The organism is Brevundimonas bullata, from assembly GCF_014207965.1.
Lineage (GTDB): Bacteria > Pseudomonadota > Alphaproteobacteria > Caulobacterales > Caulobacteraceae > Brevundimonas > Brevundimonas bullata_A.
Map to the genome: position 1 here is coordinate 1 of NZ_JACHLM010000011.1, position 20,823 is coordinate 20,823.

22 protein-coding genes, 1 tRNA gene and 1 pseudogene are annotated in these 20,823 nt (G+C 67.1%); 6 read left to right on the forward strand and 18 right to left on the reverse strand.

Annotation, left to right across the window (positions count from 1 at the left end):
• Positions 1–110: 110 nt before the first annotated feature.
• The 3 genes from HNP51_RS18065 to HNP51_RS18075 are packed head-to-tail and all read right to left on the reverse strand — an operon-like array spanning position 111 to position 2,828.
• Positions 111–875: a Xaa-Pro peptidase family protein gene (locus HNP51_RS18065; RefSeq protein WP_260398587.1), complete on the reverse strand. Its 765-nt coding sequence runs from the start codon at positions 873–875 to the stop codon at positions 111–113.
• 40 nt (positions 876–915) lie between these two features.
• Complete coding sequence (locus HNP51_RS18730; protein WP_260398588.1) at positions 916–1,524, reverse strand: MmgE/PrpD family protein; 609 nt, start codon at positions 1,522–1,524, stop codon at positions 916–918.
• Entirely contained in the window at positions 1,521–2,828 is a 1,308-nt protein-coding gene (locus HNP51_RS18075) for an MmgE/PrpD family protein (protein WP_184274037.1), read from the reverse strand. Before HNP51_RS18075 ends, HNP51_RS18730 begins: the two co-directional genes overlap by 4 nt.
• Before the next feature lie 97 nt (positions 2,829–2,925).
• Here HNP51_RS18075 and HNP51_RS18080 point away from each other — a divergent pair, with 97 nt between their 5' ends.
• Positions 2,926–3,642 carry a GntR family transcriptional regulator gene (locus HNP51_RS18080; RefSeq protein ID WP_184274041.1) on the forward strand — a complete coding sequence of 239 codons (717 nt, stop codon included), beginning with the start codon at positions 2,926–2,928 and terminating at the stop codon, positions 3,640–3,642.
• An 8-nt stretch (positions 3,643–3,650) separates the two neighbouring features.
• On the opposite strand, the gene HNP51_RS18085 is transcribed toward HNP51_RS18080, so the two are convergent.
• The 9 genes and pseudogenes from HNP51_RS18085 to HNP51_RS18120 form a co-directional block, all read right to left on the reverse strand.
• Positions 3,651–4,763 (reverse strand): CaiB/BaiF CoA-transferase family protein, encoded by a 1,113-nt coding sequence (locus HNP51_RS18085; RefSeq protein WP_184274044.1) that lies wholly within the window; start codon positions 4,761–4,763, stop codon positions 3,651–3,653.
• Between the two features lie 71 nt (positions 4,764–4,834).
• A complete protein-coding gene (locus HNP51_RS18090) occupies positions 4,835–5,914 on the reverse strand; it encodes a CaiB/BaiF CoA-transferase family protein (protein ID WP_184274047.1) in 1,080 nt (359 codons plus the stop codon).
• The gene (locus tag HNP51_RS18095) at positions 5,914–6,810 is read right to left on the reverse strand and encodes an acyl-CoA dehydrogenase (protein WP_311769976.1); all 897 of its coding nucleotides are present in this window, start codon (positions 6,808–6,810) and stop codon (positions 5,914–5,916) included. The genes HNP51_RS18090 and HNP51_RS18095 overlap by 1 nt, the downstream gene beginning before the upstream one ends.
• A gap of 70 nt (positions 6,811–6,880) precedes the next feature.
• A pseudogene (locus tag HNP51_RS19035) lies at positions 6,881–7,102 on the reverse strand (acyl-CoA dehydrogenase family protein); the annotation flags it as partial.
• Positions 7,102–7,623, reverse strand: a complete 522-nt coding sequence (locus HNP51_RS18100) for a MaoC family dehydratase (protein ID WP_184274050.1) — start codon at positions 7,621–7,623, stop codon at positions 7,102–7,104. The pseudogene HNP51_RS19035 and the gene HNP51_RS18100, both read right to left, overlap by 1 nt.
• 2 nt (positions 7,624–7,625) lie before the next feature.
• A complete protein-coding gene (locus HNP51_RS18105; RefSeq protein ID WP_184274053.1) occupies positions 7,626–8,426 on the reverse strand; it encodes a CoA ester lyase in 801 nt (266 codons plus the stop codon).
• Positions 8,427–8,517: 91 nt separating this feature from the next.
• Positions 8,518–9,429, reverse strand: coding sequence for a polysaccharide deacetylase family protein (locus tag HNP51_RS18110; RefSeq protein WP_184274056.1), 912 nt, complete (start codon positions 9,427–9,429; stop codon positions 8,518–8,520).
• A complete protein-coding gene (locus tag HNP51_RS18115; RefSeq protein WP_184274059.1) occupies positions 9,429–10,265 on the reverse strand; it encodes an SDR family NAD(P)-dependent oxidoreductase in 837 nt (278 codons plus the stop codon). The genes HNP51_RS18110 and HNP51_RS18115 overlap by 1 nt, the downstream gene beginning before the upstream one ends.
• Positions 10,265–10,579 (reverse strand): REDY-like protein HapK, encoded by a 315-nt coding sequence (locus HNP51_RS18120; RefSeq protein ID WP_184274062.1) that lies wholly within the window; start codon positions 10,577–10,579, stop codon positions 10,265–10,267. The genes HNP51_RS18115 and HNP51_RS18120 overlap by 1 nt, the downstream gene beginning before the upstream one ends.
• A 101-nt stretch (positions 10,580–10,680) precedes the next feature.
• Between HNP51_RS18120 and HNP51_RS18125 the strand changes: the two genes are divergently transcribed.
• From HNP51_RS18125 to HNP51_RS18135, 3 genes are read left to right on the forward strand one after another with little or no spacing between them, the layout of a single operon-like run.
• A complete protein-coding gene (locus tag HNP51_RS18125) occupies positions 10,681–11,889 on the forward strand; it encodes a class I SAM-dependent methyltransferase (protein ID WP_184274065.1) in 1,209 nt (402 codons plus the stop codon).
• Complete coding sequence (locus HNP51_RS18130; protein ID WP_184274068.1) at positions 11,886–12,251, forward strand: hypothetical protein; 366 nt, start codon at positions 11,886–11,888, stop codon at positions 12,249–12,251. Before HNP51_RS18125 ends, HNP51_RS18130 begins: the two co-directional genes overlap by 4 nt.
• A gap of 26 nt (positions 12,252–12,277) precedes the next feature.
• Positions 12,278–13,162, forward strand: coding sequence for a hypothetical protein (locus tag HNP51_RS18135; RefSeq protein WP_184274071.1), 885 nt, complete (start codon positions 12,278–12,280; stop codon positions 13,160–13,162).
• On the opposite strand, the gene HNP51_RS18140 is transcribed toward HNP51_RS18135, so the two are convergent.
• Together HNP51_RS18140 and HNP51_RS18145 are read right to left on the reverse strand one after the other, a co-directional pair.
• Positions 13,159–14,421: an MFS transporter gene (locus tag HNP51_RS18140; protein ID WP_184274074.1), complete on the reverse strand. Its 1,263-nt coding sequence runs from the start codon at positions 14,419–14,421 to the stop codon at positions 13,159–13,161. The two genes, HNP51_RS18135 and HNP51_RS18140, sit on opposite strands and share 4 nt — an antisense overlap.
• 61 nt (positions 14,422–14,482) lie before the next feature.
• On the reverse strand, positions 14,483–15,529 hold the full coding sequence (locus HNP51_RS18145; protein ID WP_184274077.1) for a nitrilase-related carbon-nitrogen hydrolase: 1,047 nt from the start codon (positions 15,527–15,529) through the stop codon (positions 14,483–14,485).
• Between the two features lie 85 nt (positions 15,530–15,614).
• On the opposite strand from HNP51_RS18145, the gene HNP51_RS18150 reads away from it, so the two are divergent.
• Together HNP51_RS18150 and HNP51_RS18155 are read left to right on the forward strand one after the other, a co-directional pair.
• The gene (locus tag HNP51_RS18150; protein ID WP_184274081.1) at positions 15,615–16,412 is read left to right on the forward strand and encodes a GntR family transcriptional regulator; all 798 of its coding nucleotides are present in this window, start codon (positions 15,615–15,617) and stop codon (positions 16,410–16,412) included.
• A 79-nt stretch (positions 16,413–16,491) separates the two neighbouring features.
• The gene (locus HNP51_RS18155; RefSeq protein WP_184274084.1) at positions 16,492–17,952 is read left to right on the forward strand and encodes an aldehyde dehydrogenase family protein; all 1,461 of its coding nucleotides are present in this window, start codon (positions 16,492–16,494) and stop codon (positions 17,950–17,952) included.
• 158 nt (positions 17,953–18,110) lie between these two features.
• Here HNP51_RS18155 and HNP51_RS18160 read toward each other — a convergent pair whose 3' ends face one another.
• From HNP51_RS18160 to HNP51_RS18175, 4 genes are all read right to left on the reverse strand, one after another.
• A complete protein-coding gene (locus tag HNP51_RS18160; protein WP_184274087.1) occupies positions 18,111–19,088 on the reverse strand; it encodes a zinc-binding dehydrogenase in 978 nt (325 codons plus the stop codon).
• Positions 19,081–19,509, reverse strand: a complete 429-nt coding sequence (locus tag HNP51_RS18165) for an organic hydroperoxide resistance protein (RefSeq protein ID WP_184274090.1) — start codon at positions 19,507–19,509, stop codon at positions 19,081–19,083. The genes HNP51_RS18160 and HNP51_RS18165 overlap by 8 nt, the downstream gene beginning before the upstream one ends.
• Before the next feature lie 45 nt (positions 19,510–19,554).
• A complete protein-coding gene (locus tag HNP51_RS18170; RefSeq protein ID WP_184274093.1) occupies positions 19,555–20,157 on the reverse strand; it encodes a TetR/AcrR family transcriptional regulator in 603 nt (200 codons plus the stop codon).
• 582 nt (positions 20,158–20,739) lie between these two features.
• Positions 20,740–20,816: transfer RNA gene (locus HNP51_RS18175), tRNA-Met, on the reverse strand.
• Positions 20,817–20,823 lie beyond the last annotated feature (7 nt).

A 20,823-nucleotide genomic window follows, 5' to 3' on the forward strand; every position in this document is an offset into this window, starting at 1 on the left:
ACCCCAGAAACTCAGTCCCGAAGCCCCGTGGGCCAGCCCGTCTCCGAGCGAGCCGCGTCTATACGGACCACCCCCAGAGTCCACAACCCCTGAATCTGAGAATGTTCAGATCACTGAGATCCGAACGGATCATCCAGGCTGGGCGACGGATCGGTGAACCAGGCCGGTCCCGCCTCGCCCATATAGAAGTGATCCTCAAGGCGGACGCCGAACCGGCCGGGGATCACCTGCATGGGCTCGTTGGAGAAACACATGCCCGGTTCCAGAATCGTGCGATCGCCGCGCACCAGGTTGGGCGCTTCGTGGATATCCAGACCGACGCCGTGGCCGGTGCGGTGCGGCAGGCCGGGCAGGCGATAGTCAGGGCCGTAGCCGAGGCCGGTGAGATAGTCGCGCGCAGCCGCATCAACGCTCTCGCAGGTCGTGCCCAGTTGCGCCGCCTCGAAGGCCAGGGCCTGGGCCTGCTTCTCATGCTCCCAGACCCGGCGGAACTCGGCGGTGGGTTCGCCAAACACGTAGGTGCGGGTGATGTCGGAATGATAGCCGTCGATCAGCTTGCCCGTGTCGATCAGCACCACGTCGTTCATTTGCAGGGCGCGGTCGCCGTCGCCCCCGTGCGGAAGGCAGGTGTCGTCGCCGAACGAGACGAGGCAGAAACACGAGCCGCCCTCCCCGCCCAGCGCGCGATGTTCGGCGTCGATGAAGCGCTTCACCTCGGACGTCAGAACCCCGACCTTGAGCCCGGGGTGAGTGCGGCGCTGCACCTCCAGCGTGATGGCCTTGGCGCGCGTGAGCAAGGCGATCTCGGCCGGCGACTTGATGCGGCGCAGAGAAACGGTCAGCGGGCCGCCATCTACCAGACGCTCCTGTCCCATGGCGCGAGCCAGCCCCAGCCAAACGAAGGTGGCGACCAGTTCATCGACAGCCAGCCGTGCGCCCGACGGAAGGCGACCCGCGATGAGGGCGTAGGGGCTCTCTTCTTCCTCCCAGGTCAGGATGTCGCCGGAAATCGCGCCGTCCGCTGCGGTCAGGCCGCCGACCTTGTCCAGCTCGAAGCGCGGGCAGACATACTCCAGCCGTCAGGGCCTTGCTGGCCGCCACCCCCAGGCCCGCCGACACGTCCACGCCCGCAACCAGAGCCGTCAGCAGGGACTCACCGCTGTCGGGTCCCGACCGTTCCGCCTCGGCGAACAGGGCGGCGACGATGGTGGCCAGAGGGTGCACCACCGCCGGCTCGTGGACGCAGTCGAACTCCTGGCTGTGGATCTGGAAGGCGTTGACGAAGGCCGCCTGAGAGGCTGGCAACCGCACATCGGGCCGCCCCAGCACCGAGGCGTCGCCGCCCTCGCCCCAGGCGCGAGCCGCCGTCAGGACCGCATCGGCAAACGGGGCGTTGCGCCCGGCCACCCCGACGCACAGGCTGTCGTGCAGGAAGGTTCGCGCGGCGGTCCGCGCCGTCTCCGGCACATCGCTCCAGCGCAGGGTCAGGGCGTGGTCGATCAGGGTCTCGGCGGGATTGGTCATGCGTCGTTTCCCGGCAGGGCGGCGGACAGATCCGAGACACGCGCGCCGCGCCCCAGATTGAGCGCAGCCTGGATCAGACGCTCGGCGGCCATGCCGTCCAGCCCGCCCCAGGCCATCAGGGCGCGAGCCTTGGCGACGAGCGCAGCCTGGTCCATCGGCCGCTCGGGATCGCCCAGAGCGTCGGCGGCTTCGATCTCCATGACGCGTCCATCGGCCAGCAGGGCGCGCGCCGTCGCGCCGAACCGCGCCGGATAGCGGGCGGTCAGTTCCGGGGCTTCGCGCACCGAAATCCGGGCGCGCGTCTGCCGCATAGCGGCCTCGGACAAAGCCTCGCCGGTGAAGCGCGCCAGACCGGCGTCGCCATGCAACCAGGCCGCCGCCGCCGCGTGTTGCAACGAGAACTTGCCCTCGGCGGGCGTGGTCGGCTCAGGCCGGTCACAGAAGACGACGGCGTCGCGATAGGCGGCGATGTCCAGCGCCTCCAGTTCGGCCCCACCCGCGCGAGCGCGCAGCGTCAGCACGGCGTCGATGGCGGCGTGGGCGTGGCGGCAGGCCGCGTGGGGTTTGAAGCTGACCTCGTGAATGGCCCAGGCGTCGCCGCCGTCGACCACCGCCTCCACGTCCCCATCGGAGCATAGACCGTGGAAGAAGCCTTGCGGCCCCTCGAAGATCGCCAGCGGCCCGGCGTAGCCCGCCCGCGCCAGGAAGGCCGCGCTCAAGCCGTTGGCCGCCGCTCGCCCGTCGTGCAGCGCCTTGGTGAAGACCGGCTCATGACGCACCTGCCACAGGCCGAACGCCTGCTGGCCGGCGTTGCCCAGAGCCCAGGCCATCGCCGTGGCATCCAACCCCAGGACCGAGGCCCCCGCCGCCGCCGCACCGAAGCCGCCGCAGGTTGCGGTGACGTGAAAGCGCGCCGCATGGTGCGGCCCGACCGCGCGACCAACGCGGATCATCGCCTCATAGCCCCGCACGACAGCGTCCAGCAGGGCCTCGCCGTCGTCCAGCCCTTCCACCTCGGCTGCGGCCAGGGCGGCTGGAATGACCACCGGCCCAGGGTGCAGCAGGCCGCGCCGATCCACGTCGTCCATTTCGAGCAGAGCGCCCGCCGGTCCGTTGGCGAGGGCGGCGGCGAGCGGCCCGGCGCGTCGCCCGCCAATGACGCGGCACGGCCCTGCGCCTTCCAACTGCGCCAAGGCTCGCGGCTCGGCGGCGCCCGGCTCGACGGCCCCGGCGACGGCGCAGGCGGCCCAGTCCAGCAGGTGCAGACGCGCCCGATCACGGTCGGCTGCGCCGGGCTGCCGCATCAACCTTTCAGCCAGCCGGAGCGCCAGCGGCCCTAAATGTTCGGACCTATGCGCTTTACGCTGGCCCACGTCGCTTTCCCCCGCCAAGGTGTCAGCCATGAGCCAACCTCGCTATCGCCAGCTTGCCGACACCCTGCGCGCCGACATCGCTTCGGGCCGCTATCCGATCGGCAGCCAACTGCCGCCCGAGTTCGAACTTTGCGACCTCTACAGCGTGTCGCGCCATACAGCGCGCGACGCCCTGCGACTTTTGTTCGAGGCCGGCCTGGTCGAGCGGCGCCGCGGCGTCGGCACGACGGTTATCCGCTCCAGCGCCGAGCCGACCTTCACCCAGCCGCTGGGCGGGGTGGACGAGCTGATGCAGTACGCGCGCGACGCGCGGCTGCAGATCCGCACCGCCGGCCTGCGCCTTCTCAGCGGCGCCGAACAGGCCCGGCTGCGGCTGGAATCCGATGAAGCCTGGCTGGTCGCCGTGGGCGTGCGCAGCAGCGACGGCAAACCCATGGCCCTGTCGCAAATCTATATCGCCCCGGCCTACGCCGACATCGGCCCCAGCCTTCATGACTGGGACGGCGCCATTCAGGAGCTGTTCGCGCGCGACTATGGCGTCGCCGTGTCCCGCATCGAACAGGAAATCGCCGCCGTGACCCTGGCCGCCGAACAGGCCCGCATCCTGCGTGCCGACAACAACGGACCGGCCTTGCAGACCCTGCGGCGCTACTACGACCGCGACGACCAGTTGATGCTGGCGTCGGAATCCACGCACCCGGCGTCGCGCTTCGTCTATTCGATGAGCTATCGGCGCGACGCCTGACCGCCTGGTCATCGCCAGCCCGCCGAGGCGTCAGCCGCGCCGCCTGCCGCCGGCAGGCTCGGGTCGATTTGGGCCGGCTCGCGCAGGAAGCGGATCGGCGTGCCGACAATCTCTGAGCCTTCGGCGTCACGCGCCATCATCCCGCGCGCCTCGGTGGCAGGATCGTCGAAGGCCTCCTTCAACGTCCGCACGGGCGCGAAGCAGACGTCCAGTCCCGCAAACCAGATCTCCCATTCCGCGCGCGGCTTCTGCCTGAAGGTCGCGGCTAGGAAGTCGCGCAGCGGCGCCTGCTTCGGTCCGGGCGCTTCCGCCGCCACCGCGATCAGGTCGGGACGCTCCAGCGCCGTCAGCAGATTGCGCGCGAACTTCAGCTCGGAGCCGCCCAGAGTGATCCACTGGCCGTCGGCGCACTCATAGAGATTATACATGGCCGCCCCGCCCCAGGAGCGCTCGTCCTTGGGAGAGTTGGCCTCGCCCGTGGCGAACACCTTGCCGGTGACATTGGGCGTCCAGGCCAGGGTGCTGTCGTACATCGACACATCCAGATAGTCGCCCTCGCCCGTCGTCTGTCGCCGCAGCAGGGCCATCAGCACGCCGGACAGGGCCGTCAGCGACGACAGGGCGTCGGCGACCGGCATGTGCGGCATGGCGGGCTTGCCGTCCTGTCCCTCGTTCAGGGAGACGACGCCAGCCAGGGCCTGCACCGACACGTCATGGGCCGGTCGGTCGCGATAGGGGCCGTCCTGACCAAAGGCGCTGACGGCGCAATAGACGACGCCGGGATTTATCGCCCGCACCGCCTGATAGCCGACACCCAGACGGTCCGCGACGCCGGGGCGGAAGGCCTCGACGATGACATCCGCCTCAGCCGCCAGACGCATGAAGAAGGCCAGACCCTCGGCCGACTTCATGTCCAGTTGCACCGCCCGCTTGCCGCGATGGGTGTTGCGGAACCAGACCGAGGCGCCGTTCTTGGCATAGCCGATATGGCGCGTCGGCTCGCCCTCGCCGGGCGGTTCGATCTTGATCACGTCGGCGCCGTGGTCCGCCATCATCAGCGTCAGCATGGGTCCCGGGAGAAACAGGGACAGGTCCAGAACCTTGACGCCTTCCAGCTTCATCAGGCCGCGCCTTCGCCCAACAGTTCGGCGTTGTGCTCGCCCATGGCCGGGGCGCGCACGCCCGGCGCACGCTAGCCGTTGATCTTCAGCGGCGAGGCCAGCATGTGCAGGCCGCCTGGGCGCGCCGGGTGATCGACCACGTCGCGCATGGCGATCTCGGCCACATAGGGATTGTCCAGCGCCTCCTTCAGGCCGCGCACCGGGGCGAACGGCACATGACCGCCCAGAAGCGCCAGCCAGTCGTCGGTCGTGCGCATTTCCATGACCTCATCCAGGGTCCGGGTCAGCGCCGCGATGTTCTCGCGACGCGTCGGAATGTCCTTGAAGCGGGCGTCGGCCGCCAGCTCGGGGCGCTCGGCGATGCGGCAGAAGGCGTCCCAGAACTTGGGCGTCTGGCACATCAGCATGGCCCAGCCGTCGGCGGTGCGGACCAGTTGCGAAGGCGCGATCGACGGGTGGGCCGCGCGCGCCATCCGCTCGATCTCATAGCCCTCGTTCATAGCCCAGGTCGCCGGGTAGGAGGTCTGGTGCAGGGCCACGTCGAACAGGGAGACGTCCACGTCGCAGCCCTCGCCCGTCGTCCGCGCGCTGAGGATGGCCGAGACCACGCCGAAGGCGAAGACCGAGCCGGTCATGAAGTCCACCATCGACAGACCGAAGCGGATCGGCGGGCCGTCAGGCTCTCCCGTCAGGCTCATGAACCCCGCCTCGGCCTGCATCAGATAGTCATAGCCCGGCCAGGACGTGCGCGAGTTGTCGCGGCCATAGGCCGACAGGTGGCCGCAGACGAGCGACGGCTTGATCGCCTTCAGGTCGTCGTGGGTCAGCTTCAGCTTGGCTGGTTGATCGCCGCGCAGATTGTTGACCACCGCATCGGCCGTGGCGACCAGACGCTCGAAGGCGGCGCGGCCCTCGGGCGTCTTCAGCTCCAGCGTCACCGACTTCTTGCCGCGCGAGAAGGTCTGGAAGAACTGGCTGTCGTTCTCGCCCAGGAAGAAGGGGCCGGTGACGCGGCTGACGTCGCCGCCCATGGACACCGCCTCGATCTTGATGACCTCGGCGCCCAGTTCGCTCATCAGCTGGGTGCCGTAGGGGCCGGCGCCATATTGCTCGACGGCGACGATGCGCACGCCTTCAAGGGGACGCTTCATCAGATCTTGTTCCGGGCGATCAATGGCTTGGCGATGATGATGCGCTGCATCTCGTTGGAGCCTTCGCCGATGCACATCAGCGGGGCGTCGCGGTACAGACGTTCGACCACATATTCCTTGGAATAGCCGTAGGCGCCGTGGATGCGCATGGCCTCGGTCGCCACTTCCAGCGCCGTTTCGGAGGCGAAGAACTTGGCCATGCCGGCTTCCATATCGACGCGTGCGCCGGCGTCGTAGAGACGCGCCGCGTCCTCGACCAGCAATTCGGAAGCCCGGACCTTGGTGGCCATCTCGCCCAGCTTGGTCTGGATCGCCTGGTGCTCGCAGATCGGCTTGCCCATGGTCTTACGTTCCTGGGAATAGCGGACCGCTTCACGCAGCCCCCGACGGGCCAGGCCGACGCCGCGCGCGGCGACGTTGATGCGGCCGATCTCCAGTCCGCCGGTGGCCATGAAGAAGCCCTGCCCCTCTTCGCCGCCGATCAGGCACAGTTCGGCGTCGCACTCATAATCGGCAAAGCTGATCTCGCCGGTGTCGATGCCCTTGTAGCCCAGCTTCGGCAGCTTGCGGCCTGTGGTCAGACCAGCCAAGGGCTGACGCGTCTCGGGGTCGATCTTGGGCGTGATCAGCATGCTCATCCCCTTGTAGCGGGGATTGGCCGAGGGGTCGGTCTTGACCATCAGGGCCAGGCAGTGGCCGTTGACCACATTGGTGATCCAGGTCTTCGAGCCGTTGACGACATACTTGTCGCCCACGCGCCTGGCCGTGGTGCGGATGCCCTGAAGATCGGTGCCGGCGTCCGGCTCGGTCAGACCCAGGCAGCCGCGCAACTCGCCTGCGGCGAACCGGGGCAGCCAGTAGTCCTTCTGCTTCTGCGTGCCGAACTTCTGAACCACGATGGCTCATCAGATGGGAGTTGAACACGCCGGTCAGGCTCATCCACTCTTCGCTGATGCGCGCCACGATGCGCGAATAGGTCAGGGCCGACAGGCCCAGGCCGCCGTAGTCCGGATGGATCAGGGCGCCGAACAGACCCATCTCGACCATGTCGTTGATCAGGTCTTCGGGATACTCATCGTCATGCTCCAGCTGCATGGCGACCGGAGCGACCTTCTGCTCCAGCCACTTGTCGATGGAGTCGAGGATGGCGCGTTCGTCTTCCTCGCTGATGTGGGAGTGGTCGGCCATCAGTAGTTGCCCACCTTGTCCTCGACCGCGTTGCCGCGCGCCGGGATCAGCAGATTGCGCTTGAAGGTGCAGACGACCTCGCCGCGCTGGTTCTTGCCGATGGTGTTGATGGTGACGATGCCCTGACCCGGACGCGACTTGCTCTCGCGTTTGGCCAGCACTTCGCTCTCGCCATAGATGGTGTCGCCGGCGAAGACGGGCGCGGTGAACTTGACCTCGTCCATCCCTAAGTTGGCGATGGCCTTCTGGCTGGTGTCGGTCACGCTCATGCCGATCAGCAGGGCCAGGGTATAGGGGCTGACCACCAGGTTCTTGCCGAACTCCGACGCCTTGGCGAACTCGGCGTCGAAATGCATCGGATGGGTGTTCAGCGTCAGCAGGGTGAACAGGTGGTTGTCGTATTCCGTGACGGTCTTGCCGGGGCGGTGCTCATAGACATCGCCCTCGTTGAAGTCCTCGAAATAGCGACCGAAGGTCTCGCGATAGCGCTGCGGACCGACTTCCTTGAAGGTCTGAACCATGATCAGTTTCTCCGATTTTCGAGAATGCGATTGGCCGCCCGCAGGATGGGCAGGTCGATGAGTTTGCCGTTCAGCAGCGCCGGCCCGCCCGCAGCGGCTTCGAAGGTCTCGATGACCTTGAGCGCGTGGGCCACCTGGGCTTCGCTAGGGGTGAAGGCGGCGTTGACGCCCGGCACCTGATCAGGGTGAATGCAGGCGCGGCCGGTGAAGCCCATGGCCCGTACGCGCAGGGTCGAGGCGCTGAGGCCCTCGGCGTCGCGGATGTCCAGATAGGGCACGTCCAGCAACTGCACCCCGGCCCGGGCGCAGGCCGCGACCAGGGCGCCGCGCGCAAAGGCCAGCGCGTCCCATTCCATGTCAGAGCCGATGTCGACCGAATAGTCCGCCCCGCCGAACAGGACCCCGGCGACGCCTTCGGCCGCAGCGATATCCCAGGCCTTATGCAGGCCTTCGGTCGTCTCAATCACCACCCATAGCGGGACATGATCGGCGCCCAGACGGTCACGAACCAGGGCGACCTGATCGGCGGACTCCACCTTGGGAACCATGATCAGGGCGCAGCCCTCGGCCCCACGGATCGCGGCGCAGTCGGCCTCGAACTCCGGCGTGTCGACGCCGTTGATCCGCACCCCGGCGCGGCCGTTCGAGCGGAAGGCAGCCGCGGCGGCGCGCGCCTCGTCCTTCTGATGCGGCGGGGTGCCGTCTTCCAGATCGATGCAGACGACATCGGCGCCGGCGCCCAGCGCCTTTTCAAAGCGATCCGGACGGGCGCCGGGAACGAACAGGAGGGATCGATAGGTCATGTGGCTCTGATCCAATTGTCCGGACAAACTAGGAAGCCGCATTTGTCCGGTCAATCGAGAAATGGCGTCGATCGCCTTTTCGGGGCGGATCTCAGACTTGAGGGGCGGGCGCCGCAGCGGCGAAGGCGCCCGCGATCTCTTCGCGCGAGGCGATCCAGACGTCGGGGCGGGTCTTCACATGCTCAAGGAAGGCCTTGAAGGCGCCGATCCGTCCGGGCCGACCGATGATCCGAAGATGGAGGCCCAGACTCATGTAGCGCGCGCCCTGCGACCCGGCCTCCTCGTACAGCTGTTCGAAGGTGTCGATGGCGTAGGTCAGCCAGTCCTTCGCCGTCATGGCTGGGGCCAGCCAGAACTTCATGTCATTGGAATCGATGGCGTAGGGCATGATGACGATGGGCTTTTTCGCCCCGTCCGCCGTCTCGACCACATCCCAGAAGGGGAAGTCGTCAGAGTAGTCGTCCATATGATAGGTAAAGCCCTCCTCGATCAGGAGGCGGCGCGTGATGTCGGTGTGCAGATAGCGCGACAGCCAGCCGGCCGGGCGCTTGCCCGTCATCTTCTCTATGGAGTCGCGGCCTTTGCGCACATAGTCGCGCTCCTGCTCCTCCTTCATCCAGAACTGGTGCGCCCAGCGATAGCCGTGGCAGCAGACCTCGTCGCCGCGTGCGACGATGGCCTCGGCCAGCCACGGCGCTCGCTCCAGCGCCAGACCGGCTGCCGTCCAGGTCGCCTTGATACCGGCCTCGTTCAGCACTCGCAGCACGCGCGGCGCGCCCGCCTTGATGCCGTACAGATAGTTGCTTTCGTTGCCGTGGACCCGCATCGGTCGCTTGGGCGAGGCGGATAGTTCATCGACCGGCTCCGGCCCCTTGTCGCCGTCCAGGATGTTCTGCTCGGCGCCTTCCTCGACGTTGACGACGACGGACAGGGCCAGACGCGCGCCGTTCGGCCAGACGAAATCGGCGGGGGCGGCCTGGGGGACAGTTTGCGGAGCGGACATCAATGCGGTTCCTCTCCACCGGAGACATTCAGGCTCTCGGCGGTGATGTAGGCGGCCTCCTGCGAACACAGGAAGGCGACGGCGTTGGCGGTGTCTTCGGGCAGGCCGGGGCGCTGCATGGGGATGCGGGCCGCCATCTTCTTCAGATAGTCGTCGACCGAATCCGCCCCGGTGACCTTGGCGAAATACTCGTTCTGCCAGGCCCCCAGCCCCGTGGTGACGTGGTTGGGGCAGACGTTGTTGACGGTGATCCCCAGCGGCCTCAGCTCAATGGCCGCCGAGCGCGCCAAGCCCACCAGACCGTGCTTGGACGAGGTATAGGCCTGGGCGTGGGGGAAGCCCGACTTGGCCGCCTGGCTGGCGATATTGATGATCCGCCCGCCGGTCCCCTGGCGCGCCATGACGCGCGCGGCGGCCTGCAGACCGAAGAAGGCGCCGGTCAGATTGACGCCGATGACGGCGTTCCAGTCCTCGGGCGACACCTCCAGCAGCGGCTTCATGATGTAGCCGATGCCGGCGTTGTTGACCCAGATGTCGAGCGAACCATGCATATTGACGGCATGGTTGGCCAGAGCCTGAACCTGGGCCGGATCGCGCACGTCGCAGGCGCAGGTCGAGGCGGCGACGCCCAGGGCGCGCAGGTCGGCGGCGATGGCCTCCATCTCGTCGGTGGCGCCGATCATGGCCTCGGGCGTGGCGGCGTCGCGCGTCGCGCCGATGTCGGAAATGACAATGGCCGCGCCCTCGCCGGCCAGCTTCAGGGCGATGGCTTCCCCCAGACCCTTGCGTCGTCCCGACCCGGTGATGACCGCCGTCTGGCCGCTGAAGCGCCCCATCAGGCGACCTGCTCGGTGATGTTGAAGGTCACCTCGGCCATGCCCGCGAAATCGCCGGCGATCTTCTGCATCAGGGGGGTGGCGACGTCCTGGCCGAACTGGTCCATGTCGGCCACGTCGATGATCTCGAAATAGGCGTAGGGCGGCGGGGCGTCGGAGCCGAGAACCGCCGTGGCGCGGAACACCTCGAACTTGCTGATCGACGGCAAACCGTTGACGGTGGGAAGATCCACCGCGCGCGCCCAGGCTTCATAGTCAGCCACGGCGACGCCGGGCTTGAGGTTGAAGAAGGCGATTATGCGGGTGTCGGCCATTTGTGATCGTCCTTGTCTCGACGGCCGTCATCTGCCGTGTCAGGATATGATATAAACATAGACCATTTCCTTCGGGAACCCCCTTCGCGCAGAGGTTCTGGATGACCGCTTCCGCCAATCTCAAGAACGCCGGTCCGGCGCAGGCCTATGACGGTCCGCCCGACTATCAGGCCGTTGGAAGACACGCGGTATTTCCGCAAACGGATCACGACGAGATCGCGCGGCTGAATTTCCTCGCTCACATGAACCGCCACCTGTCGACGCGGGTCATGCCCTTCGTGAAGACGGCCTGGGAGAATCGCGCCGAACCGGAACTGGTCAAAACGTCCGGACAGCCGCCGCGTACCCGCCACGACGTGCGCAAGGCCCTGGTAAACGATCCCATGTTCGCCACCTGGTCGGCTCTGCGGCGCATGACGATGGAACAGCGCCAGCAGGCGGGCCGCTGGACCGCCGTGCGTCAGGCCGAAACCCTGGCCGCCCATACGCGCGCCCTGACCGATGGCGACCCGCGCCTGCAACTGGACCCCAGCCTGCCGATCCCGCGCTATGTCGCGGCGGTGGATCACCACTGCATGCCCTTCCCCGGCGACGTCTCTGGGGCCGTCAGCTACGACCACGGCATCTTCGCCACCACCGGGGGGATGCTGGGCCGCTACTCGGACGGCGGGGGCCAGGCCGTCGCCGCCTGGGTGAAGAAGACCCATCCCGACTTTAAGCCCAGGCGCATCCTCGAGATCGGCGCCACCCTGGGCCACAACCTCGTCCCCATCGCCCAGGCGTTTCCGGACGCCGAGGTCGTCGCCGTGGACGTCGGCGCGCCGATGCTGCGCTATGGACTGGCGCGGGCCAAGTCGATGGGGGTGAACAACATCACCTTCGTCCAGGCCGACGGTTCGGACCTGTCGCGCTATGCCGACGCCAGCTTCGACTGGATCCAGACGACCATGTTCCTGCACGAGCTGTCGTATGCGTCGATGAAGGCCATCTTCGCCGAAACCCATCGCCTGCTGAAGCCCGACGGCTTCGTCCTGCACGTCGAACAGCCGCAGTATACGCCGGAGATGCCCCTGTTCGAACAGGCGATGCGGGACTGGGATTCCTTCTACAACAACGAGCCCTTCTGGAGCACGCTGCACGAGATCGACATCGACGGCTGGCTGGTCGAAGCCGGGTTCGAGCGATCCAAGCTGATGCACGTCGGGGTGACCGCCGTGGTGGACCGGGATCTCTTCCCCGACGCCGCCGACGACGACAGCGAAGACTATGGCCGCAAGGCCGCCTGGCACATTCTCGGAGCTCGCAAATGAGCATCAACCTCGCGCTGGAGACCGCCTCCGCCAAGCCCGCCGGCAAACGCCCCTACTTCCTCGACCGCGAGGTGGAACGGGTCCTCGCCATCACCATGGCCACGGTTCAGGAACTGGCCGTCGCCCGCCAGCGCGTCGACACGCTGGAACGTCTGCTGGAAGCCAAGGGCGTGCTGACGCGCGACGAGATCGACGCCTTCCGCCCCGACGCCGATCAGGCCGCCGAGCGTGGTTTGTGGATGCAGGAATACCTCGCCCGCGTGCTGCGCATCGTCCAGCAGGAGGGCGAAGCCATCGCCGCCGACGCCCGGGGCGATGTCCGCTCCGAGGATGTCGCCGTTGAAATTACTGCCGGCGCCTGACCGCCCAATCTGACCAAGGATACTCCATGCGGCTGTTGCGTGCGGCGACCCTGACCACCCCCGACCCCGAGGCCACGGCGGCGCGCTACGCCGGCTGGCTGGACTATTCCGTCGTCGAGCGCGGCGTGATCAGCGCCGATCTGGCCGCCAGCTGGGCCGCGCCCGCCGCCGAAGGCCGCGTCTATGTGGTCTGCCGCCCGGCCTCGGGCGCGGCCGTCTTCATTCGCTTCGTCGCGGGCGAGCCCCATCCCGACTATGCGCCGCTGCGCACCTTCGGGTGGGCCGCGATCGAGATCTGTGTGGAGGACACCCTGGCGACCTATGCCCGGATGAGCGCGCCCGACTGTCCGTTCGAGGTCATCGGCCCGCCGCGCGAACTGGACGGGATGCCGATGATCTTTCCCATGCAGGTCAAGGGGCCGGACGGCGAGATCGTCTATCTGACCCAGATCCGCAGCGACTCGCCCGGCATGGCCCTGCCCCGCGCCGAGAGCGCCATAGACCGTTTGTTCATCCTGGTGCTGGCCTGTTCGGATCTGGCGGCCTCCGCCCGCTGGCTGCAAGGCGCGCTGGGCGTCGATGTCGGCCCGGTGATGGCCATCACCTACACCATGCTGGCCCAGGCCTTTGACCTGCCCCTCGCGGTCAAGCACCCCATCGCCACGGCGACGCATCAGGGCGACTGCTTCCTGGAACTGGATCAGTATCCGGCCGCCGCCGTCGAGCGGCCAGCCCATGGTGGGGCGCTGAAGCCCGGCGTGGCGCTGGCGACCTTCCTGCATCCCGACCTGTCGTCGGTCAGCGGCTGGATCGCCCCGCCCTCGGTGCGCGAGGGCGTCGTCTATGAAGGTCGTCTCGTCGGAACCCTGTCAGGCCCCGACGAGACATTGATCGAGCTGGTTCAGGCCTAAGCCACAGCCGGCGACGCTTCAAACTTCCGATACCGCCCCAGCGTCAGCAGCATGGCCGCCGCCACGAGCAGCATCACTGCCGAGACATGCAGCGGCTGGACGTAAGAGCCGGTCTTGTCGAAGGCCGCGCCAAACACCACCGGCCCCAGACCCGCGCCCAGAGCAAAGAAGCCATAGAGGGCGCCGTAGGCCCCGCCATAGGCCTTCATGCCGAAGTAGCGCGCGACCAGAAACGCCATCAGGTCGTACTCCAGGCCCGCCGCAAAGCCGATCACCAGGATCGAAATGGCGGTGACCGTCACATCGGTCCCGCCGCCGGCCAGATGCCAATAGGCCAGGGCCGGAATGGCCAGGAAGATGAAGGCCACGCCCGGCGCCCAGAAGCGGTCGATCAGCCAGCCGCCCGCGATCCGCCCGACGATGACCGACAGGCCGATCAGCGAGGCCAACCAGACGATGTCGTCCGCGCCGAACCCGGCGTGCTTGAGGATGTTCTCCATGTTGGGGATCGAACCGCCGACGGCGAAGCTGATCAGCACGAAGGCCACGCCCAGCACCCAGAACTTCCACTGCCTGAACACCTGGCCCAGCGTCAGGCCCGGCGTCGCGGCCTGCTGCGCCGCCTGACGTACGCGTCGCTCGCTGACGGTTTCCTTGCCCTCGCCGATGTCCTTGAAGAAGAACCAGCCGACCGGCAGGGCCAGCAGCAGCGGCAGGGCGCCGATGGCGACATAGGCCCCACGCCAGCCGAACTCGACCACCAGCCAGGCCGTCAGCGGCTTGACCATATAGCCGAACAGGCCCGTGCCGAGCAGGGCCAGACCCAGGGCCAGACCCTTGCGGACCTCGAAGCGATTATTGACCGCCCGCGTCCAGGTGACCGGCAGCGTCCCCGCCCCCGCCACAGCCATGACAGCCCAGGTCGCGTAATAGAGCGGCAGCGAGCCGTTCGAGAAGGCGAAGCCCATGAAGCTGAGGCCGAACAGGACCACCGACGACAGGGCCACCGGCCGCACGCCATACCGGTCCGCCAGCAGCCCGACCACCGGACTGGCGATCAAGACGGTGAAGGTCATTACCGTCAATCCGGCCATGATCTCGCCAAAGCCCCAGCCGAAGGCCTGGGCCAGATGCGGCGCCAGGGCGCCGGTCGTATAGATGGGCACCGGCGACAGCCCCAGGCCGATGCCCAGCATGGCCGCCAGCACGACCGGCCAGCCCTGCTTGAACTCCCCGTACCCCTTGGTCCCTGTACTCATTTCGTTTCGCCCCTCGTTTATGGTTTCGCCCGATCCCCGCCGGGCTGATAGATTTGTTTCGCTAGATCACGCCCTTGTCGGCCAGACCTTCGATCACCCGGCGTTGGCGCTCGGCGTACCAGGGCGCGGAGGGGGTGACCGTCTCGCCCGCCTGGTCGATCAGGCTGTTGCGCGGCTGGATCTCGATGTCGGCATAGGCCTCGGCCCACAGGGCCATAGGCTGGCGCGACAGGATGTTGGCCATGCCCGGACGGCGGCGATAGCGACGCAGGCCGGCGATATCGATCTCGGCATAGCCTGTCATGCTCTCGCCATAGCCGGCCTCGGCCAGGATCAGGCCGCGATAGTCGATGACCTTGGAGCTGCCGTCGGTCGAGGCGCGCGGAATGGAGATGCCGTCGATGCCGGCGCTGTTGGCGGACACGACATAGACCAGGTTCTCGATGGCCCGCGCCTGCTTGGCGATGTTCTTCGGGCTAGGCAGGGCGCTGGCCGCTTCGCTGGTCGGATGAACGATCAGTTCGGCGCCGCGAACCGCCAAGGCGCGGCCGATCTCGGGATAGAGGATTTCCTCCGACGAGATGGCGCTGATCCGGCCGATCTCGGTGTCCGCCACCGGGAAAAGCGCGTCCTTGCCGTAGATGGAGACATAGCGGTCATAGACGTCATAGGGGCTGGGCGCGAACATCGACACCAGGCGCCGGTTCCTCAGCACCACCTCGCCCGAGGGCGCGATCAGGAAGGAGGTCTGGAAATAGAGGCCGGGGAAGTGCGGATCGCGCTCATAGGCGTTTCCGCCCAGGAAGACATCAGCGACGCGCGCGATCTCCCCTAGCGCCTGATATTCAGGCCCGTCGATGTCCAGCGCCGCCTTCTCCGCCCAGACGCCGGCCGGCTCGCCCATCGGAAACCCGGTCAGAAAATACTCGGGCAGCACCACCAGGCGCACGTCCTGACCGATGAAGCGCTTGGAGCCGATCACCTGATTGCGGATGCGCGCAATCGCCGCCGCCATCCGGACCCGCGCCGCCTCGGTCGTCTGGTCCGCGTTGACCGCGTCACAGGTCGTCTGCAGGGCCAGGGCGATATAGGGATCAGGAGTTGACATATCTATGTTAGACCATTTCTGTCATAATGTTATACTTTAGAGCCGATATCGAGACCGCAGCAGAACGGCCGCACGGGAGCGCAGCATGACCGATCAAGAGACCTGGCCTTTTCCGGCGGCGACGCAGCTGGACGAAAGCCTGCCGACGCCCCTCTATCATCAGATCTATCTGGTCCTGCGCGAGCAGATCCGCTCGGGCGCCATTGCGCCGGACGCCATGCTGCCCGGCGAACAGCATCTGGCGCGGCTGTTCAACGTGTCGCGCATCACGGTGAAGCGGGCTCTGAACGAACTGGCCGCCGACGGCCTGCTGCACCGTCATCGCGGGCGCGGCACCATCGTCAGCTCGGCCCCGGCCATTCCCGTGGTCAAGGGATCGTTCGACAACCTGCTCGAGAGCCTGCGCATCATGGGGCTGGAAACCGAGATCGAGGTGATCGACGTGGCCAATGTCCAGGCCGACGCCGCTACCGCCAAGCTTCTCGAGATCGAGGTCGGCGCCCCGGTCCAGCGCGCCGTTCGGCGCCGGATGCTGCAGGGCGAGCCCTTTTCGCATCTGGTGACCTTCATTCCCGGCGACATCGCCGAGAAGTTCTCGATCAAGGAGATGGCGACCACCTCTCTGCTGACTCTTCTGGAACGCGCCGGCGCTGCGGTGTTCGATGCGGAGCAGTGGATCACGGCCGTCGGCGCAGAGCCTCTGGTGGCCGCCGCCCTCGGGGTCTCCGGCGGAGCGCCCTTGCTCAAGGTCGAGCGGGTCATGCGCGATGCTCACGGACGCCCGGTCCAACTGATCCATTCGCACTATCGTTCGGACCGGTTCCAGTACCACGTCAAAACTCATCGCAGAAAGCCGGCGAGCGGCGGTCGAGGTGAAGCCTGAACGACGAAACCGCCATCTGCCCCTTGCAATACTGGCACAGATAAAATGATATACAAATAGACCATTTGAGGAGCGTCCCATGACGTCTGCCGCCACGGACGCGCCCCGCGCCACCCCACGTTCGATCCCGGTTCGCGATCCCCGCACCGGCTTGTACGACGCCGCCATCCTCGCGCCGACCGCCTCAGCCCTGAACAACATCGCCGAACGGGCCCGCCGGGCGCAGCCCGCCTGGGCGGGCTTGGGCTTCGAGGGGCGCATCGCCGTGCTGCGCCGCTTCACCCAGGCCCTGGAAGCACGACGCGGAGAGATCGCCGCCGCGTTGGAGATCGACACTGGCCGACGCCGCGTCGCCGGAATCGAGATAGACAGCATCCACGGCGCCTTGGCCGGCGCCGCCGCCGTTGCCGAGCCGTTCCAGGACGCAGACTGGCGGCCTGGCCGAGCTTCGCCCCATATCCAGCACGCGCCGCAATGGCTGCCCTACCCGCTCGTCGGCGTCATAAGCCCTTGGAATTTCCCGCTTCTGCTGTCGATGATCGACGCCATGCCGGCCCTGGTCGCGGGCTGCGCCGTCATTGTGAAGCCGTCAGAAGTGACGCCGCGCTTCGCCGCGCCGGTCATGGCGGCGATCGCCGACATTCCTGAACTGGAGGATGTCCTGATTTTTGCGCCCGGAGACGGCGCCACAGGCCAGACCCTGGTCGACCTGGTCGACTGCATCTGCTTCACGGGCTCCGTCGCCACCGGACGCCGCGTGGCGATCCAGGCTGCGGGGCGGTTGATCCCCGCCTTTCTGGAACTGGGCGGCAAGGATCCGTTGATCGTGCTGGAAGGCGCCGACCTGGACGCCGCAGCGACGGCGGCCCTGCGCGGCTGCGCCCTGTCCACCGGCCAGGCTTGCCAGTCCATCGAACGCATCTATGTCGCCCGCCCCGTCCATGACGATTTCCTCGCGCGTCTGGTGACGCTCGCCAGCGCCGTCAGGCTGAATTGGCCGGACATTACCAAGGGCGATATCGGCCCTATCATCTTCGAGCGTCAGGCCGACATCTTGCGCGATCAGATCGACGACGCACGCTCTCGCGGGGCGCGCATTCTGACCGGCGGCGAGATCGAATCCCACGGCGGCGGCTGCTGGCTGCGCCCCACCGTCATCGCTGACGTCGACCACGACATGGCGGTGATGCGCGACGAGACCTTTGGCCCCCTCCTGCCGATCATGGCCTTCGACACCGAAGAAGAGGCGGTCCGCCTGGCCAATGATGGCGAGTACGGCCTGTCGGGCGCGGTATTCGCCGCGGACATCGAGCACGCCGCCCGTGTCGGCCGTCAAGTCGAAGCCGGTGCGATCAGCTTGAACGACGCCGCCCTCACAACCCTCTTCTACGAAGCCGGTAAGCAAAGCTTCAAGGCCTCGGGCCTGGGCCCCTCCCGTATGGGCGCCGACGGGCTGGGCCGGTTTCTTCGCCGCAAGGCCCTGATCGCCAACACTAGCGCCCCCCTGCCCCTTCAGGCGTTTTCGGAAGATGCGCGGTGAGGCGATCCGCCTACAGGTTGTCATCCTGCGACGCCCCTCGCAGCATGGGGTGAGCAGCAGGTTGGGCCGCGGCGTTCTTCCAGCACAGCGATCAGCAGCGGTCAGCAGCGGTCAGACGGGCGGCTTCCCGCCCGACCACACGACCATGCCGCTCCGCCCTACGGCCGCAGCAGGACCTTGCCGGTCTTGCCGGGCGTCAGCGAAGCGCGCACGGCGTCGGCGACCTGATCCAGGCCAAAGACCCCCTCGACAGGCAGAGCCAATTGCCCCTTCGCAACCAGGGTCATCAGTTCGCCGATCAATCGGCGACGCTGGTCCGATGGCATGGCGGAGGAGACCTTGCTGCCCCAGAAGCCCTTCAGCGTCAGTTGTTTGAAAATCACCGCCCCCGAAGGAATCTGCATCGGCTCACCCTTCATGGAGCCGAACGACACCAGAAGACCGTCATCACCCAACAGGTCCGCCAGATCGCCAGAGGCTGTTCCTCCGATGGAATCCACGGCCGCGCGGATGGACGCCCCGCCGGTGATGGCGCGCACCCTGGCCTTCCAGTCCGGCTTGGCGGTCGAGACCGCATTGTCGATGCCCTGAGCCGCAAGTTCGGCCACGCCGGCGTCACGACGGACCAGATTCACCGTCCGGACGCCCCTCGAGCCCGCCAGCATGGCCAGGGTCTTGCCCACCGCGCCGTTGGCCGTGTTCTGGATGATCCAGTCGCCCTCGGTCACGCCGAGGAACTCCAGCAGCGAGATGGCGCTGAAGGGCATGGCGATCAGTTGGGCCGCCGCCTCGTCGCTGATGGCGTCCGGCACGGGGACTAGCGCGCCCGTTGGCGCGATGAAGGCCTCGGCCCAGGTTCCGTGCACCCCGGCCACGGCGACGCGACGGCCGATCAAGCCGGCATCGGCCCCCTCTCCCACAGTCTCGACGATGCCGACCGCCTCGCTGCCGCCGACGGCGGGCAAATCGGGCTTGTAGCCATACTCGCCCCGCACGGTCCAAAGGTCGTGATTATGGATCGGCGACAGCAGGGTGCGAACGCGCACCTGGCCTGGACCGGGCTCAGGCAAAAGCGTTTGGTCGAGATGGAGCACTTCGGCAGGGTCGCCGAAGGCGGTGTGAACGGCGCTACGCATTCTGATCTCCTTGATCGACCGTCACATGCAGACGGACGTCGATGTTGCCTTGGGTGGCGTTGGAATAGGGGCAGACCCGGTGGGTCGCCTCAACCAAGGTCATGCCCTCGGCCTCGCCCAGGCCCTGGATCTCGATCCACAGGTCGATATCCAGCGCATAGCCGCCCGCCGGGGTCTGACCGATGCCGACCTCGGCCGAGGTGCGGCTACCGGTGATCGGCAGGTCCATCTGCTTGGCCACGCCAGCCAGGGCGTTATCAAAGCAGGCCGCATAGCCCAGGGCGAACAATTGCTCGGGATTGGCACCCGGCTTACCCGAACCGGGGACCGCCAAGTCCAGGGCCAGGCCGCCGTCGTCGAGGGCCGTGCGGCCGGCCCGACCGCCGGTCGCGGTGGCGCGGGTCTTGTAGAAGATCTTCATTGGTCGCTTCCTTGTGATGGCTGGATGATCGCGGCGCCAAGAGGGTCAATCCGCCGTCGGGTCCGACAGCAGGCGTTCGGTCGCCAACAAGGCGTCGCGCATCGGCGCCTGGTCCTTGCCCAGCTTTGAGAGAATGGCCGCGCCCAGCCACAGGCCGTACAGGGCCCGGGCGACGGCTTGAGGGTCGCGCGGCGTCAGGATGGAGCCGTCAGCGCAACCATCGGCGATCACCTGCACGATCCGATCAATCAGCCGTTCGACACCATCCTGCAGGATGACCCGCATGTCCTCCGACAGATCGGGGATTTCAGCCGCCAGCTTGACCACCAGGCAACGGTCGGCAAGGCCTCCGGCGCGCCCCTCGTCGAGCCAGGCCGTCCAGTAGCACATCAACCGTTCACGGCCGCTTCCGGCTTGGGCGAACAGGGCGTCCAGCCGACCGAGATAGTCAGCGCAGTAGTCTTCCAGCAGGGCGCAGCCGAATGCCTCCTTGGAGGCGAAATAGTAGTAGAATGACCCTTTCGGCACGGCGCTCTGATCCAGAAGCTCCTTCAGCCCCACCCCGCCGAAGCCCCGGCGGAGCACCAGACCCCGCCCCATGGTCAGGATGTGCTCGCGGGTCAGCTCGGACTTTTTGCGGTCGGTCATGAAGGGCATGTAGGAAGTAATAGACCGGTCGTCTACAAGATCGATACGAATTTCGTCCGGACGGCGTTCATTCTCCCGGAACAGCATCTCCCCATGCGCAAGGCCGGGCTGTTCGGAGGCATGAGCCTTGATGGCTCGCCCCTCTATCGTCGCAAGATCAACCCACCGTTCAGGCGCGCATCCGGGCAGGCCGATCTTCAAGGCAGAACCTTGACGCCTAGTCCGCCAGGCGCGGCACCGCGACATTCAGTCGGCCTCTTTGCAGATCTGGGCCCGCGCCCTTCATGGGCGCGTCTTGGCGGTCAGTCGCCAGACCTGACTGAAGGACTGCGGCGCGGGCGCTCGCAATGCGCGCAAGGGCGATAGCGCCTTGGGTTGTCGCCGCTCGCAGCGTGGGGGCCAGGGCAGCGGGTCTGTTGCGGTCAGGCGGGCGGCAGAACTTCGGGCGCGTGGCGGCTGATCGATGCGTGCGGCTGCGGCCCCGGCGAACCAGGGCGCCGTCATCGCCAGTGGCGAGGGTCGATCTCGCTTCGGAAAGCAGAAAACCCCGCAGCCTGGAGCTGCGGGGTTATCTTGAATGCTTGGGTGCGGGAGCAGGATTTGAACCTGCGACCTTCAGGTTATGAGCCTGACGAGCTACCGGGCTGCTCCATCCCGCGGCAAGGC

What these genes read in the sequence shown, in the direction of transcription:
- HNP51_RS18080 (WP_184274041.1), top strand. Translation starts at nt 2,926, where the DNA reads ATGAGCCAACCTCGCTATCGCCAGCTTGCCGACACCCTGCGCGCCGAC.
- HNP51_RS18140 (WP_184274074.1), bottom strand. Translation starts at nt 14,421, where the DNA reads ATGAGTACAGGGACCAAGGGGTACGGGGAGTTCAAGCAGGGCTGGCCG.
- HNP51_RS18075 (WP_184274037.1), bottom strand. Translation starts at nt 2,828, where the DNA reads ATGCGGCAGCCCGGCGCAGCCGACCGTGATCGGGCGCGTCTGCACCTG.
- HNP51_RS18065 (WP_260398587.1), bottom strand. Translation starts at nt 875, where the DNA reads ATGGGACAGGAGCGTCTGGTAGATGGCGGCCCGCTGACCGTTTCTCTG.
- HNP51_RS18115 (WP_184274059.1), bottom strand. Translation starts at nt 10,265, where the DNA reads ATGGGGCGCTTCAGCGGCCAGACGGCGGTCATCACCGGGTCGGGACGA.
- HNP51_RS18090 (WP_184274047.1), bottom strand. Translation starts at nt 5,914, where the DNA reads ATGAAGCGTCCCCTTGAAGGCGTGCGCATCGTCGCCGTCGAGCAATAT.
- HNP51_RS18165 (WP_184274090.1), bottom strand. Translation starts at nt 19,509, where the DNA reads ATGAAGATCTTCTACAAGACCCGCGCCACCGCGACCGGCGGTCGGGCC.
- HNP51_RS18120 (WP_184274062.1), bottom strand. Translation starts at nt 10,579, where the DNA reads ATGGCCGACACCCGCATAATCGCCTTCTTCAACCTCAAGCCCGGCGTC.
- HNP51_RS18150 (WP_184274081.1), top strand. Translation starts at nt 15,615, where the DNA reads ATGACCGATCAAGAGACCTGGCCTTTTCCGGCGGCGACGCAGCTGGAC.
- HNP51_RS18730 (WP_260398588.1), bottom strand. Translation starts at nt 1,524, where the DNA reads ATGACCAATCCCGCCGAGACCCTGATCGACCACGCCCTGACCCTGCGC.
- HNP51_RS18110 (WP_184274056.1), bottom strand. Translation starts at nt 9,429, where the DNA reads ATGTCCGCTCCGCAAACTGTCCCCCAGGCCGCCCCCGCCGATTTCGTC.
- HNP51_RS18160 (WP_184274087.1), bottom strand. Translation starts at nt 19,088, where the DNA reads ATGCGTAGCGCCGTTCACACCGCCTTCGGCGACCCTGCCGAAGTGCTC.
- HNP51_RS18145 (WP_184274077.1), bottom strand. Translation starts at nt 15,529, where the DNA reads ATGTCAACTCCTGATCCCTATATCGCCCTGGCCCTGCAGACGACCTGT.
- HNP51_RS18105 (WP_184274053.1), bottom strand. Translation starts at nt 8,426, where the DNA reads ATGACCTATCGATCCCTCCTGTTCGTTCCCGGCGCCCGTCCGGATCGC.
- HNP51_RS18170 (WP_184274093.1), bottom strand. Translation starts at nt 20,157, where the DNA reads ATGACCGACCGCAAAAAGTCCGAGCTGACCCGCGAGCACATCCTGACC.
- HNP51_RS18130 (WP_184274068.1), top strand. Translation starts at nt 11,886, where the DNA reads ATGAGCATCAACCTCGCGCTGGAGACCGCCTCCGCCAAGCCCGCCGGC.
- HNP51_RS18135 (WP_184274071.1), top strand. Translation starts at nt 12,278, where the DNA reads ATGCGGCTGTTGCGTGCGGCGACCCTGACCACCCCCGACCCCGAGGCC.
- HNP51_RS18100 (WP_184274050.1), bottom strand. Translation starts at nt 7,623, where the DNA reads ATGGTTCAGACCTTCAAGGAAGTCGGTCCGCAGCGCTATCGCGAGACC.
- HNP51_RS18125 (WP_184274065.1), top strand. Translation starts at nt 10,681, where the DNA reads ATGACCGCTTCCGCCAATCTCAAGAACGCCGGTCCGGCGCAGGCCTAT.
- HNP51_RS18085 (WP_184274044.1), bottom strand. Translation starts at nt 4,763, where the DNA reads ATGAAGCTGGAAGGCGTCAAGGTTCTGGACCTGTCCCTGTTTCTCCCG.
- HNP51_RS18155 (WP_184274084.1), top strand. Translation starts at nt 16,492, where the DNA reads ATGACGTCTGCCGCCACGGACGCGCCCCGCGCCACCCCACGTTCGATC.